Below are 15,875 nucleotides of genomic sequence, written 5' to 3' on the forward strand. Positions count from 1 at the left end.
ATAAAAAATCCATTTTGATTCAAGTAATAATGTTCAAAATGGACTTTTCTTAATTATCTTATGTATATTCAAAACAAATTACTGCTTTTCTTAATTCTTTATTAAAGAATAAGTAAATACGATCGGCACCATAAGCTTGAAAATAATATCCTGTAACAAATCCAACATATGTAAAGGGATGTCCATATTCATCTTTTTGTATATATAGAAGATTCGTAAAGTCAAAAATTTCGTCTTCGTTATCGCAGTCTTCTAATAATTCTTCACCTTCTTCTGTCATAAAACGAACATCATCTAGGATACCATTTACCACAGGATAATTTAATCCCCAGCCATTTGTTTGTTTTTCAACAAACTCTTGTTCTAATACTTCTACAGATGTTATTTCTTTTCCTAAGCTAGAATAAGGATAAATTTTTTGATTACGTTGAAAATACTCTTTACGGATTTGATAATCTCTTTTATTACTCTCATAGGCTTGTTCTATTATGTCAGAATTATTTTGTTCGATTTCGAAATAATTCCAATCCGCTTCAAATTTATATTTTCCATTAATGACATCGAATCCTAATGTATCTGCTTTCGTAAAATTTGTGTGAAATGGTTTGGTGAAATCACCCACGCAACCATCATGGATTTCTTTTGCTGACACAATATGTACCCATTCGTCCAATTCCGGTTCAATACATTGTAAGTTTATAGAACAAATGGGTAAAAAGTGCTTTTTATGTTGTTCCAAATCATCATAAAATATGTCTTCATATTCAGGGAATGGTTTTATAAATTGTTTAGAAATATGCATGTTCTGCCCACCTTTATATTAGTGATTTGTTTAATTTTATCATTTTATTTTAATTTTTTCTTATTTAAAAATTTATGATACACATAGTTATGGGAATAAAGAGTTCGTAAGTAAGGTGGATGTCTTATTGTTAAAATTTTATCATATGTCGAACAGTTGAGAGATGAAGCAAAGTAAGACTTCATACTTATACATAGCCTTATTACATTCGACACATAACGACAATATGCTGTTCATTTATCTGTTAGTATAATATATAGTTTTTGGGGATTTTTATCATTTTTACATTGGGGGAAGGGAATTTATGTTTAAAAAAATCGCGACAGTCACTTTAGCAGGGACGTTAGCTTTCAGTTTATCGGCATGTGATGAGAAGAAAGAAGTAGCTAAAACTGTATCAAATAATACGAAGGAAGAGCAAAGTAGTGCCAAAAAAGAAAATACGAAGAATGAAGATACAAGAGAATATAATGTTGAAAAAACTACTCAAATTAGAAATCAAAAATTAACAGTCCATAAAGTACAAATAGCGCAAGTGGCAGAATATGATAAGCTGGAAAAAGGTAATGAGTTTGTTATTGTTCATGTTACAGTAGAGAATATTGGTAATCAAAAAGTTAGAATTAATCCATTAGATTTTTACCTTGAAAGAGGAGATGGAAGTATCGTGGACCATACATTTTCAACTAGTAATAAAAACGTTTTTAAAATTAAAGATGTAGATCCAAACGGTAAGATAACAGGAGCCATAACGTTTGAAGCGAAAAAAGGTGATTCTAATCTTGAATTAATTTATAGACCTGATGTTATGTCTAAAGAGGAAGTAAAGGTAGAACTTAAATGATATATCCTGTAAAAGCCCAATTGGTGTAAACAAGGTTTTTTTATGCAAACTTATACAGGTTTTACATGAAGACGGTATGCTCAAATGAATTTACGTTACGATAAAAGAAAATAATAGATTAGATGGTGTGAATTTCAAACATACTGTTTTGAAAACAAAAAATAAATGCATGATAAGGATTGGCGTTGGAGCTTAATCCTTTTTTTATGAAGATGTAGAGAATGGCAAGTAGACCTAATACTACACGAGTGATGCCTTTAGTTAAGTAAAAGTAAGTTGAGTTATATAAAAAATGTGATTTTCTCTTGCATTACTATCACTTGAGTGGTAAAGTGATAGTAAGATTCACGATAGGAAGTGATCAAACATGCGTGATAATACGATAGGATCATTAATATGGTTACGTTTAATACGATTTACGAACCAAAGTAATCAAATGTCAAATGAGTTTTTAAAACGTTTTGATTTAACGACAGCTCAATTTGATGTGCTTTTGCAAATACGTACGTATCAACCACTAACACAAATGGAGTTAGCTGAAAAGGTAACTGTTACACAAGGTGGCATTTCTCGAATGTTAACTCGTCTTGAAAAAGAAGGATATATTGTACGAAAACAAGATTGGAAAACGAAAACAATTAGTCTTACAGAGCAAGGAGAAGCGGCTTTAGAGAGAGCATTGCCAGAGCAACTTGCATTTCAATCTTCGTTTTTTGATGATGTATTAAATGAAGAAGAGCAGAAAATATTATATGAGCTGATGACGAAAGTTCATAAGCATAGTGAAAAAAAAGAATTACCGCAAGAGTAATTTTTTTTACACCATCAATTGACTAATCAAGTGATGGTGTAGGTAATACGGAGATAAACTTGACTTACCAACGTTTTTAGAAAAAAACTAATACTACTTTATTAAAGGGGAGAGTAACTATGGAAAAATACCGTATAGATACAAGAAAAGGAATTGAGTTTGGATTATATTCAATTGGTGATCATGTTTTAAATCCACATAATGGGGACAAAATTACGCCAGAAAAAAGAATTCACGAACTAATTGAAACAGCTAAGTTAGCAGATGAGGCAGGACTTGATGTGTTTGCTGTCGGCGAAAGTCACCAAACACATTTTACAACGCAAGCTCATACAGTTATTTTAGGTGCGGTCGCGCAAGCTACGAAAAATATAAAAATTGCAAGTTCCGCAACGATATTAAGTACATCTGATCCAGTTCGAGTATATGAGGATTTCGCTACCATTGACTTGATTTCTAATGGACGTGCAGAAATTGTGGCTGGTCGTGGATCTCGTATTGGAGGATATAGTTTACTTGGTTATGACGTGAATGATTATGAAGAATTATTTGAAGAGAAGATGGATCTTTTATTAAAAATTAATAACGAGGAACATGTAACATGGAATGGACAGTTCAGAGCACCGCTCGCACATGCATCGGTTATTCCAAGAGCGAAAAATAATAACTTACCAATTTGGCGTGCAGTTGGAGGTCCACCAGCTAGTGCAATTAAAGCAGGACGTGCAGGTGTGCCAATGATGATAACAACACTTGGTGGTCCAGCAATTAACTTTAAAGTGTCAGTAGATGCTTACCGCGAGGCTGCTCAGCAAAGCGGATTTGATCCAGCTAGTTTACCAGTTGCGACAACTAGTTTATTTTATACGGCAAAAAATTCACAAGATGCACTTAGTGAATATTACCCTCACATTAATGCTGGTATGCTTACACTGCGCGGTGATGGGTATCCGAAACAGCAATTTACAAATGCAATAGATTACCGTGATGCTTTAATGGTTGGTAGCCCACAACAAATCATTGAGAAAATGCTTTACCAATATGAATTGTTTGGCCAACAACGCTTTATGGCACAAATTGATTTTGGCGGTGTACCATTTGATAAAATTGAGAAAAATATTGAATTAATTGCTACTGAAATTTTACCAGCCGTTAGAAAACATACAGCAAAATAAATAAAAAAACTGAGAGTTTAATCGACTCTCAGTTTTTTTATTTGTTCTGGAAAAATGACAAAAAAATGAACTTTTAGTCGAGGAAGAGGGAAGTTGTTTTCTATTTTTGAATAACATTATTTCGAGTTTGAATTTTGAAAATACATTTTTCTCTTGACAAAAAATAAGCATTTATCGTGGGTGCTTTCGAGGACATTTTTCCGAGTAAAAGTCAAGCGTATGAAGAAAAAACGATTGTTTTATAGATACAAAAGTAAGAAGTATATTGAAAAAACACATTTTGCTAATGAGAAAAATCTGATTCAAAAAAATGACAAAAGACATATTTCAGACAAAATGATGTCAATAATACGTCAAAAATAACCTGAATTTACTATGCAGGTATATTATACAATTCGATTAACGAATAAAACACTACAGAAATAGTGAAAAGGTAAAAAATAGCATTACAATAGTTTGAAAAACTGAAACTTCATATTTTTCGACAATACATACAAAATGTTTTTGTCTTTTCGTATTTCTTAATAATTGAGTTTGATAAGATTGCTCAATTAACTTTTATTATAAAAACTATGAAGGAAGTGATTTTAGTATGGAAACGCTCGAATTGGCACGAATACAGTTCGCATCAACAACGATTTTCCATTACTTTTTTGTTCCGCTGTCAATTGGTTTAGCTTTTATTATTGCGATCATGCAAACGTTGTATGTGGTAAAAGGGCAAGAGGTATATAAGAAGATGGCAAAGTTTTGGACGCAATTATTCCTTATTAACTTTGCAGTAGGTGTAGTAACAGGTATTTTACAAGAATTTCAGTTTGGTATGAACTGGTCAACGTATTCACGTTTTGTAGGTGATGTATTTGGTCCCTCGCTTGCAATTGAAGGATTACTGGCATTTTTCATTGAGTCTACATTCCTAGGTTTATGGGTATTCGGTGAGGACAAATTACCGAAGCGAATTCACTTAATGTGTATTTGGCTCCTTTCAATTGGAACGATGTTATCAGCATTCTGGATTTTAACTGCAAGTGCATTTATGCAGTCACCTGTCGGGTATGAAATGGCAGCTGATGGTCGTGCGCAAATGAATGATTTCTTAGCCATTATTCAAAACCCACAACTATGGGTACAATTCCCGCATACAATTACAGCGGCAATTGCAACAGGTGCATTCTTTATTGCTGGTGTAAGTGCATGGAAAATTACAAAAGGACAAGAAACTGTAGTATTTAAAAAATCTTTCCGAATTTCTATCATTGTTGGAACAATTACAACGGCGCTTGTATTGTTCTTTGGTCATGCACAAGCGCAACAATTAATTAAGACACATCCAATGAAGATGGCGGCAGCTGAAGCGCTATGGAATACAAGTGAGGATCCAGCACCATTTACAGTATTTTCGAAAATTGATACAGAGAAGAAAGAAAATTCGTTTGAGATTCAAATCCCTTATATGCTAAGTCTATTATCGTATGATAAGTTTAGCGGTCAAGTTGAAGGAATGAATCAAATTCAAAAACAATATGAAGAAAAATATGGACCTGGGGATTATATTCCTCCAGTGCATACAATGTTTTGGAGTTTTAGAGCGATGGTAATGAGTGGAACATTCATGCTTCTTCTAGGAGCTTACGGATGGTTCTTATCAAGAAAAGATCGTTTAGCTGAAAAAACGTGGTATTTAAAATTAATGGTGTATGCAATTTCTCTTCCATTCATCGGTAATACAGTAGGGTGGATTATGACTGAAATGGGTCGTCAACCTTGGGTAGTATTTGGTGTAATGAAAATAGAAGATGCTGTATCACCAAATGTAACATTCGGTGAAGTATTGTTCTCACTTATTTCATTCACATCAATGTATTTAATTATGGGTGGAATTTGTGTGTACTTATTTGTTCGTACCATTAAGGGCCACACGAATAAGAAAACGAAAAAGGATTATCAAAGCCATGATCCATTTGATAAGGAGGAAGAGTATGTTATCTCTTAATGAGTTGTGGTTTTTAGTTATTGCAATCTTGTTTGTTGGATTCTTCGTACTGGAAGGTTTCGATTTTGGTGTAGGAATGGTTTCGAGGTTTTTAGGAAAGAATGATTTTGAAAAACGAGTTTACTTAAATACAATAGGACCGTTCTGGCACGCGAATGAAGTATGGCTTGTTTGTGCTGGTGGAGCCATGTTTGCGGCATTTCCGCACTGGTATGCAACTTTATTTAGTGGTTTTTATATTCCATTTGTATTTATGCTTCTTGCTTTAATTTTAAGAGGTGTTTCCTTTAAATTTCGTGCGAAAATAGATAATCATAAATGGAAGAGTGCATGGGATTGGGGGATGTTTATTGGAAGTATGTTACCTCCTATCCTTTGGGGAGTTGCGATTGCAAACTTTATGGTAGGTGTACCTATTGATGAGAGTAAAAATGTTGTAGGTGGATTCTTGCAATTACTTCATCCATTTGCGTTACTTGGAGGAGTAATGTTTCTCCTACTATGTATTGTTCACGGATTACAATTTCTTACGATACGTACAACTGGTAAATTGAGAGAACGTGCACGAATTGCTGCAATAAAAATTGCACCATTTTCATTAATTACACTTCTTGTTTTTGCTGGTGTGGGGTTATGGAAAACCGACATTTTCACTGCTCATGGAACAGAATGGATTATGGTACCAATCGGAGCTTTTGTAGCACTATTAGTGTCCACTTTATTAAATAAAAGAAGAGATGGTTGGGCTTTCTTTATGACGAGTTTAACGATCATTTTACTAAGTGCGAGTGTATTTATCGGTATGTTCCCACGTGTTATGATTAGCTCTTTAGGAGCAATGAATGATTTGACAATTTACAACGCAGCATCAGGAGCTTATGCATTAAAACTTATGACTTACTTTGCGATTGCTATTTTGCCTTTCGTTATCGGAAGTCAAATATGGAGTTATTATGTATTTAGACAACCTGTTAAGTCAGACAACGATTTGGAGTACTAATGAAAAGAAAAAGAGGACTTCCGTCTTATCCCGGTAGCCGTATTTTATATGTAGCGTTAACGATTATTAGTATTTTAGAAGCTTTTAGTATTATTGCGCAAACAATCTTTTTAGCACGAGCTATTACGTTTTTATTTCATGGAGAGACAGTACAAACAATATTAAGTGAAGTTGTTTATTTTGGTATCGCGTTTGCAGCGCGTAACATAGTAGTTCGAACATCACAAATATTAGTGGAACGTTTTGCTGAAAAAACAGGGTCGTTACTAAGAAAACAATTGATAGAGGCATATTTCACATTAGGTCCAAGGTATGTTCAAACTGTTGGAACTGGTCATCTGGTTACCTTATCAATTGAGGGGATTGAGAAATTTAAAACATATATTGAATTAACGATTCCTAAAATGATTAGAAGTAGTATCGTTCCAGGTCTAATTGTACTATACGTTTTTACGCTAGATATTGAGTCTGGAATCATTTTAGTTGTAACGATTCCTATCGTGATCATATTTATGATTCTTCTCGGATTAGCAGCGCAAAAAATGGCAGATAGTCAGTATGAGATATATCGTGTACTTTCGAATCATTTTGTAGATACGTTAAAAGGTTTAGAAACATTAAAGTATTTAGGGAAAAGTGAACAGCACGAAGGAAAGATTGAAAAAGTAAGTAAAAGATATAGAAAAGCAACGATGCGTACTTTGCGAGTTGCTTTTCTTTCTTCTTTTGCATTAGATTTCTTTACGAGTTTATCAATTGCGTTTGTGGCAGTTGGATTAGGGATACGTTTAATAGATGGAACGATTATACTATTACCAGCCCTTACAATTTTGATTTTAGCTCCGGAATATTTTCTGCCGATTAAACAAGTGGGAGCAAATTATCATGCGACATTAGATGGACAAATTGCGATGGAGCAAATAGAAGAGATTTTGCAACAACAAAAAGGAATACAAAAGAAAGATTTAAATGAAGATATAGTATGGAATGCCTCTAGTAGCTTGAAATTACAAGATATCAAAGTTAATAATACTGAATCTGAAAAGGCTATATTAGAAGGAATTAATTTTACTTGGGAAGGTAACGGTGCTATTGGTGTTATTGGTGAAAGTGGTGCAGGGAAATCGACGTTAATCGACGTATTAGCAGGTTTTTTATCTCCTTCGAGTGGAAAGATGTTAGTAAATGGTGTAGAAGTTGATGGATCTACTCGTGAAGATTGGCAAAAAAATATTGCTTATATTCCGCAGCAACCTTATATTTTTCCGCTTTCATTAAAGGATAATATTCGTTTTTATGAAACAAATGCAACAGATGAAGAAGTTGAAAGAGTTATTAATGAAGTCGGCCTTCGTTCACTCGTTACATCACTTCCAAATGGGATACACGAAAGAATTGGAGAAGGTGGACGTATGCTAAGTGGCGGACAAGAACAGCGTGTTGCTATGGCGCGTGCGCTTTTAAGTAAAAAACCAATCATTTTATTAGATGAGCCTACGGCACATCTTGATATTGAAACCGAATTTGAAATAAAGCAAGCGATGTTACGTCTATTTAATGGAAAGTTAGTATTTTTAGCAACTCACCGTCTACATTGGATGAAACAAATGGACCATATCCTTATTCTAAATAAAGGGGAAATGAAAGAAAGTGGGACGTATGAAGAACTTTTAGAGAATGAGACATTACATTTTCATAGGGAAGAGAGGGGAGAGAAATGAGTAACTGGGTTAAACCTTATATAAAACAAAATAAAGGTAGAATGACTTTAACTATTTTCCTTGGTCTTCTTGGAGTTAGTTCAGGAGCGATGTTACTTTTTATTTCAGGTTATTTGATCTCAAAATCTGCCCTTAGACCAGAAAATGTAATGGCTGTATATGTTCCTATTGTTGCAACAAGAGCGTTTAGTATAGGGCAAGCTGTATTTCATTATATAGAGCGCCTAGTCGGACATGATGTCGTACTACGTATATTAGAAAAAATGAGAACGAGGCTATATAGAATAGTAGAACCACAGGCGTTATTTTTCCGTTCTCGATTTCAAACGGGTGATATGTTAGGAGTGTTATCCGAAGATATAGAGCATTTGCAAAACCTATATTTACGTACAATATTTCCTAGCATATTAGCGCTAGTTGTTTATAGTATCTTCGTACTTGTTATCGGTGCATTTGATTTTGTTTTTGCACTTATTGTAGGTTGTATGTTAGCTATTATCGTTTTTCTTCTTCCGTTTGTATCATTACTTTTGATGAAGAAACATCATGTTACTTTAAAGCAAGGAAGAAACCGTTTGTATCAACAACTGACAGATGCTGTTTTTGGATTATCTGATTGGCAAGCAAGTGGTCGTAAAGATGAATTTATTAATGAGTATGTAAAACAAAATGATCAGTTGTTAAAAATCGAAAAGAGAGTGAAACGCTGGTATCATATTCGGGACAGTATCATTCAATTAGTAGTAGGTATTGTAGTTATTTCGATGATCATATGGACTGGGAATGAAGCGGCAAGTGAACAAATTGCTCCTACAGTTATCGCAGCTTTCGTATTAATGACTTTATCTGTAACAAACGCACTTATTCCTATTGCAGATGCCATCGATCGAATACCGTCGTACGTAGAATCTACCCATCGTCTTAATGGCGTAGAAAGTGATAGTGTTTTACATGATGAAACGGATTTGCATGGAGAGAAAGATTATATTGAACCAAAACATGTAGAGATTGAACTGAATCACGTATCGTATAGTTATCCAGATAGTAATGAGATTGTATTAAAAGATGTATCATTACAAATAAAAGCAGGGAAGAAAATTGCTATTTTAGGGAGAAGTGGGACAGGGAAATCTACTTTACTAAAATTGTTAACAGGGGCGTTAAGCCCAGTAAATGGCCAAGTTGTATTGAATGGTGAACGAGCTCATACGAATCTTTTATCTAAATATATTTCTGTATTAAATCAAAAGCCGCATTTGTTTGATACGACAATTGGAAATAATGTACGAATTGGCAAACCGGAGGCGACGGATGAAGAGATATGGAAAGCTTTAGAGAAAGCACAATTAGCTTCACATGTTACTTCTCTTCCAGACGGATTACAAACAAAAATGCATGAAATGGGAAAGCGGTTTTCTGGTGGGGAAAGACAAAGGGTTGCTTTTGCTAGAACTCTTATGCAAGAAACACCAATTATTGTACTTGATGAACCGACTATCGGTTTAGATCCAAAAACAGAATTGTCCTTAATCGAAACAATGTTTTCTGCAACGGAAGAAAAGACGGTTATTTGGATTACGCACCATCTTGTAGGAATAGAACATGTAGACGAAGTTATATTCCTTGATCGTGGCCAAATTGTCATGCAAGGTAGTCATAAACAACTTCTGAAAGAAAATGAAAAGTATCGTAAACTTTATGAGTTAGATAAAGGAATATGATTTGAATAAGCAATAATTGTAAAAATAGCTACGCCTAATGGTGGAGCTATTTTTTTGTTAGATTGCAGGTGTATATGATTGTTACGAATTAAAAATGAATTTCATATTATACATATAATGGAGGGGATGTACATGAAGGAGCAATATAAAATCATTGTTTTAAGTGATGAGTTATCAGGGGAGAGGATTCGAAATACGTTAGACAAAAATAAATGTAAAACAATAGTTCATGTTGTAGACGTTTCAGATGTTGTTCGTATAGAAAGTTCTTTTCAATATATAGTCATTTGGAGAGGGGACGCAGAAAAACTTACAAATGACTTGATAAATAGGGGCGTGCAAAGTTCAAAAATTATTAATTTAACAAAATACATGTATGAATGGAAGGATAAATTAATTTCTATCTATCAAATAAATCCGGATCTTATGTCTTTATACATTTCTATGAAAAAAGCAAAGAGTGATCCGACGTATGAATTGTTTGCTACCGGTTTGTCTTATCCACATTGTGGCATAAGTACGGAGCTTCTCTCAAAAAAGTCAATAAAATTAACACTTCCATCGCAAGATCTATACTATGATTATTTAATAGCGTCACAACTTTTATCAAACAATCATTCATTTCAATATTGTTTAATAGGAATAGCCTATTTCTCGTTTTACTTTGATATGTCGTTATCATCTGAATCATATAGAATTCACAAAGTATATTATCCATTGTTTCAAGATGGTCATCATACTGTAGTTCATTCTCCTCTACCCACTGATGGATTCTCACATCTAAATACTCCGAAACCACTTCTTTCTATTTTTAATTTGCATTTTGAATATATTTTATTAGACGAACTAAAAGATGAATCATTGACGCTGCCTTGGATAAATGCTGAATGGAATACTACTTCTCTTCATATTCCTTTTGAAGAACACGGGAAAATAAGAGCAGCTTCACATGCTAAATTGGCGTATCCTCATACTTTAGTTGAAAATAAAATGATTTTTAAGAAATATTTAGAATTACTGTTAAAAAACGATATAAAGCCATTAATTGTTGTGTTCCCTGTTACTTCACATTATTTCAATTGTAGTAGTAAGAAATTAAAAGAAGATTTTTATAAAGTTATAAATGATTTTCAAACTCAATATTCTTTTCAAATTATAGATCTATTTGATTCGCCATTATTTTGTGACGATGATTTTTATGATAGTGATCATATGAATAAAAAAGGTGCAAATAAAATGTCCGCATTATTAAATATGTTTATTCAGGAACGAAAAGTATGATATTTTGTTTCCTGTTTGCATAAAAGTATATAGGCTCCATACAGTTAAAGTAATGTGATTTTTGTGTCGCGTATATAAATAATATGCGAAGAGGTGAGAGAGTTAAAATGAGAACTCGTATTGAAAGAACTGAAGAAATGGTAGAGCAACTTCCGTTGGTAAGTGTATTAATTCCTACGTATAATCGTCCTAGTTACTTTGAAAAGGCGTTATGTAGTGTGTTAGAACAAACGTACCCTAATATAGAAATTATAGTTGGAGATGACAGCACGAATGATGAAACAGAAAAATTGTTACAAAAATACTTATGTGATCATTCAAATATTATTTATATAAAAAATAGGTCAACTCTCGGACAATTTGAAAATGCGTTAATGTTATTTAATGAAGCGAACGGTGAGTATATAAATTTTTTAATGGATGATGATGTATTTCATGTGAATAAAATTGAAAAAATGATGAAGTATTTTTTCAATGATTTAGATAATGAAATTAAGCTTGTAACATCTCATCGTCAAGTCATTGATGATAAAGGGAAAGAACTGCGACATATTTATTCGACTGTCCGTTTATTTGAAGAGGATACCATTATAGAGGGAACAGAATTAGGAAATAAGGTAATTGTGGATCAAAAAAATTATATTGGAGAACCGACAACAGTTTTATTTCGTAAAAATGATTTACAAGAACCATATGGGATTTTTGATAAGAGGCGGTATTTATGTAACGTAGATATAGCTTCATGGTTATCTTTATTAAGTAAAGGAAAAGCAGTATATATAGCAGAGACACTCAGTTACTTTCGATTACATCCAGATCAACAGTTAAATGAATCTAATAAAATGATGGATGGGTTAGAAGATTTTTCACACAGTATTATAGCAGGAGAACAATATGGTTTCTTATCCACCGAAAAAGAGTTAGACAAAGCGATAACTAATTTTCTAGATTATGCAAGAAGGATAGTTCCATCATCAATATTATATACATTAGACTATTACCAAAAAATTAGAGCGAAGAAAATAAACATAGAAAAGAAAAAACAACATATAAATAATAATTCTTCATTACCGAAAGTAAGTATACTTATTCCTGCATACAATAGACCTTATTACTTGGAATTAGCACTCAACAGCGCTTTGAATCAAACATATGAAAATATTGAAATTATTATTTCTGACGATAGTACAAATAATGAAGTCAATGCCATGATTCAACCGTACTTACGTGAATATGAGTGTATTACATATGTTAAAAATGAAACGCCGTTAGTTGCCGAAAACTTTAATAAGTGTGTAGAACTTGCGAATGGGGACTATATAAACTTTTTATTAGATGATGATTTATTTCATCATGAAAAGATCGAGAGAATGATGAAATACTTTTTGACGTTAGAAAATATTTCATTTGTGACGTCATATCGTGAACTGATTGATGAGAATGGAGAGATATTACCACCTTCAACATTAAATATGAAAATCGCGAAAGAAACTACACTTTTTGAAGGAAAAGAATTAGGAAATTATATGTTAAAAAACTTAAAAAATGTAGTTGGTGAGCCGACAACTGTTTTGTTTAATCGGGATTTGTTTGACGGGAAGTTTGGATATTTTAAAGGAAAGGCTTATTCTGCTATTAATGACATTGCAACTTGGCTAGATATGATGAGGAAAGGAAAAGTAGTTTATATGCAAGAACCTCTTAGTTATTTTAGACAACATAGTGGACAAAATCAAAAACAAATGCATTTTATTTTAATGACAATTGAAGAGTGGATTGAATTAATTATAGATGCATATAATAGTGGATTTTTAAGCTCCGAAAGTGAGTATAAAGAGAGTTTATCTTATTGTTTAGAAAATGCGGGATTTATAGTTAAGGATGCAGTAAGAAATGGCGAACTAGATCAAATTTATAATGAAAAGATAAAAAAAGGGTTAAACAAGTTAGTTGCTCATATGTTTGAGAAAGAATCTTGTTATTGTCAATATTGCAATCAACAATTTGAAAAATTTTCACCTTGGCCAGCGCATTATGATTTTCCGAAATATAAATTTGAGATGTGGAATAAAGATACAGGGATATGTCCAGTTTGCAATTCGATGGATCGTGAAAGATTGTATCGTGCGTACATTGAAACGGAAACGGACTTGTTAAATAGAAACTATACAATGCTTCATATTGCACCTGAAGCGAAGTTAAGAGATTGGTTTAACGAGTATAAAAATATTACGTATGTATGTGGTGACTTAGAACCAAAGGATCCATTAATGAAGGAAATTGATGTTACAAGGATTACATATGATAGTAATACTTTTGATGTAATATTATGTAGCCATGTGTTAGAACACGTTCCTGATGATGACAAAGCAATGCGAGAGTTATATAGAGTGTTAAAGCCAAATGGATGGGGAATTATTCAAGTACCGATCGTAATGAATGTAGATTTTATTATAGAGAATGAATTAATTGTAACACCACAATTGAGGAAATTAGCTTTTGGTCAAGAAGATCATGTGAGAATTTACAATCAATCGGGATTTATTCAACGATTAATGAATGCAGGATTTAAGGTAGAATTATATAACATAGCGGAAAAACAAGGAATGAAAAGTGCTAGGAAATTTGGATTATCTGAAACAGATATGCTCTATATTGTCCGAAAATGATAGGAAGGAATAGATAGATATGGAGAATATTCCTTTTTTACGTGCTTCAACTGTACCTGTAAGTGAGTATTTGGACGAATTGAAGGAAATTGATACATCTCACATATATACGAATTATGGACCTATAAATCAACGTTTTGAGGAAACAATTATGTCGTCATTTTTTCAAAACAGGGGAGCTGTTACAACAGTAGCAAACGCAACGTTAGGGTTAATGGCGGCTATTCAACTAAAGAAAAGAAGAAAGGGAAAGTATGCTCTCATGCCTAGCTTTACATTCCCTGCGACTGCCTTAGCCGCTATTTGGTGTGGATTGGAACCGTACTTTATTGATATTTCAATAGATGATTGGTATATGGATAAAACCGTACTTTTGGATAAAATAGAAGAATTAAAAGAAGAGGTTGCGATTGTTATCCCGTACGCCACTTTTGGATCATGGATGGACTTAGAAGAATATGAAGAACTAGAGAAGAAGGGGATTCCGGTTGTCGTAGATGCGGCGCCGGGATTTGGATTAATGAATGGAGGGATGCATTACGGTCAAGATTTTAGTGGAATGATTGTATATAGCTTTCATGCAACAAAGCCGTTCGGAATTGGTGAAGGAGGGCTCATATATAGTAAAAACGAAGAAGATATACAACGTATTAAAAGAATGGGGAATTTCGGATTTGATAAAAATCGTGAATGTACGATGATGGGGTTTAATTGTAAAATGTCTGAATACGCAGCAGCTATTGGGATAGCGACTATAAAAAAGTGGGATCAAAAATTAAAAGAACGCAGCCGTATTTCTGAATGGTATAAACAGTTGTTACAAAATACTGGGTTAATGAAAAAAGGGTGGAAAGTCCAAAAGACAGAAGCGGTTATTCATCAATTTATGCCTATCATTTGTCCAGAAGAAGTTCGCAATATACAAGTAATAGAAGAACTGAAAAAACAGAAAATAGAAGCTAGATTATACTTTTCACCATCTTGCCACCAACAAGTTCTTTTTAAAAACTATAAGTCTACAGATTTAACAAAGACGAATAAAATAGCAAAACGAATCGTAAGTTTACCTTTATGGGAAGGAATGACGAAAGAACTAGTAGAGCAAATTGTAATCTGTTTAGAGCAGAAGGTGGTGTCGGTAGATGAATAGTTTTTATAGTCAAGAAGAACTAAAGCAAATTGGATTTTTATCTGTTGGGAAAAATGTATTGGTTAGTAAAAAAGCAAGTATATATAATCCGAGTGCTATATCAGTTGGCAATCATGTAAGAATTGATGATTTTTGCATTTTAAGTGGTAAAATCACAATTGGAAGTTATTCGCACATATCAGCGTATACAGCGTTATATGGAGGGGAAGTTGGGATTGAAATGCATGATTTTGCAAACATCTCAGCTAAAACAATCGTATATGCAGTACTTGATGATTTCAGTGGAAATACATTAATGGGGCCAACCGTCCCGAATCAATATAGGAATGTGAAAGCAGAAAAAGTTATTTTAAAAAAACATGTGATTATTGGTGCTAATTCTATTATTTTTCCAAATGTAACGGTAGGAGAAGGTACGGCAGTCGGCGCGATGAGTATGGTAAAAGAGAGTTTAGATGATTGGTATATTTACGCTGGAGTTCCCGTAAGAAAAGTAAAACCTCGTCAAAAAAAGATGCTAGAGTTAGAAATTGATTTTTTAAAAAGCATCCATTCTTAACAAAAAAGAATGAATGCTTTTTATTTTTATCTCGCTATTCGCCGATAAAGATTCGACTGGTGAGGGCTAATTAAAGTTTCACTTTATGATAGAGCGGAGTGTATCTTAACTTATTATGTTTTAAATTTTGCTGACCAAGGCAATAC

At 33.3% G+C, this 15,875-nt stretch carries 12 protein-coding genes; 11 read left to right on the top strand and 1 reads right to left on the bottom strand.

The window, feature by feature from the left end; translation table 11 throughout:
• Positions 1-58: 58 nt before the first annotated feature.
• Positions 59-802, bottom strand: coding sequence for a siderophore biosynthesis protein (locus MHH55_RS03685; RefSeq protein WP_078186973.1), 744 nt, complete (start codon positions 800-802; stop codon positions 59-61).
• A 304-nt stretch (positions 803-1,106) separates the two neighbouring features.
• On the opposite strand from MHH55_RS03685, the gene MHH55_RS03690 reads away from it, so the two are divergent.
• The 11 genes from MHH55_RS03690 (at position 1,107) to MHH55_RS03740 (ending at position 15,729) form a co-directional block, all read left to right on the top strand.
• Complete coding sequence (locus MHH55_RS03690; protein ID WP_000473159.1) at positions 1,107-1,646, top strand: DUF4352 domain-containing protein; 540 nt, start codon at positions 1,107-1,109, stop codon at positions 1,644-1,646.
• Positions 1,647-2,013: 367 nt separating this feature from the next.
• Entirely contained in the window at positions 2,014-2,457 is a 444-nt protein-coding gene (locus MHH55_RS03695; protein WP_001205523.1) for a MarR family winged helix-turn-helix transcriptional regulator, read from the top strand.
• Positions 2,458-2,576: 119 nt separating this feature from the next.
• Entirely contained in the window at positions 2,577-3,632 is a 1,056-nt protein-coding gene (locus tag MHH55_RS03700; protein ID WP_000417543.1) for an LLM class flavin-dependent oxidoreductase, read from the top strand.
• Between the two features lie 592 nt (positions 3,633-4,224).
• Positions 4,225-5,628 carry a cytochrome ubiquinol oxidase subunit I gene (cydA, locus tag MHH55_RS03705; protein WP_078187322.1) on the top strand — a complete coding sequence of 468 codons (1,404 nt, stop codon included), beginning with the start codon at positions 4,225-4,227 and terminating at the stop codon, positions 5,626-5,628.
• Positions 5,615-6,628, top strand: a complete 1,014-nt coding sequence (cydB, locus tag MHH55_RS03710) for a cytochrome d ubiquinol oxidase subunit II (protein WP_078187323.1) — start codon at positions 5,615-5,617, stop codon at positions 6,626-6,628. The genes cydA and cydB overlap by 14 nt, the downstream gene beginning before the upstream one ends.
• The gene (gene cydD / locus MHH55_RS03715; protein ID WP_000824039.1) at positions 6,628-8,349 is read left to right on the top strand and encodes a thiol reductant ABC exporter subunit CydD; all 1,722 of its coding nucleotides are present in this window, start codon (positions 6,628-6,630) and stop codon (positions 8,347-8,349) included. The genes cydB and cydD overlap by 1 nt, the downstream gene beginning before the upstream one ends.
• Complete coding sequence (gene cydC, locus MHH55_RS03720; protein WP_078187324.1) at positions 8,346-10,070, top strand: thiol reductant ABC exporter subunit CydC; 1,725 nt, start codon at positions 8,346-8,348, stop codon at positions 10,068-10,070. Before cydD ends, cydC begins: the two co-directional genes overlap by 4 nt.
• A gap of 132 nt (positions 10,071-10,202) precedes the next feature.
• Positions 10,203-11,351: a hypothetical protein gene (locus tag MHH55_RS03725; protein WP_000664263.1), complete on the top strand. Its 1,149-nt coding sequence runs from the start codon at positions 10,203-10,205 to the stop codon at positions 11,349-11,351.
• A 107-nt stretch (positions 11,352-11,458) separates the two neighbouring features.
• Positions 11,459-14,020, top strand: coding sequence for a glycosyltransferase (locus MHH55_RS03730; RefSeq protein WP_001260412.1), 2,562 nt, complete (start codon positions 11,459-11,461; stop codon positions 14,018-14,020).
• Between the two features lie 19 nt (positions 14,021-14,039).
• The gene (locus tag MHH55_RS03735; RefSeq protein WP_000427963.1) at positions 14,040-15,170 is read left to right on the top strand and encodes a DegT/DnrJ/EryC1/StrS aminotransferase family protein; all 1,131 of its coding nucleotides are present in this window, start codon (positions 14,040-14,042) and stop codon (positions 15,168-15,170) included.
• Entirely contained in the window at positions 15,163-15,729 is a 567-nt protein-coding gene (locus MHH55_RS03740; RefSeq protein ID WP_001084195.1) for an acyltransferase, read from the top strand. The genes MHH55_RS03735 and MHH55_RS03740 overlap by 8 nt, the downstream gene beginning before the upstream one ends.
• Positions 15,730-15,875 lie beyond the last annotated feature (146 nt).

This window comes from Bacillus sp. FSL K6-2944, assembly GCF_038005385.1.
In the GTDB taxonomy this organism is placed as follows: Bacteria; Bacillota; Bacilli; order Bacillales; family Bacillaceae_G; genus Bacillus_A; species Bacillus_A cereus.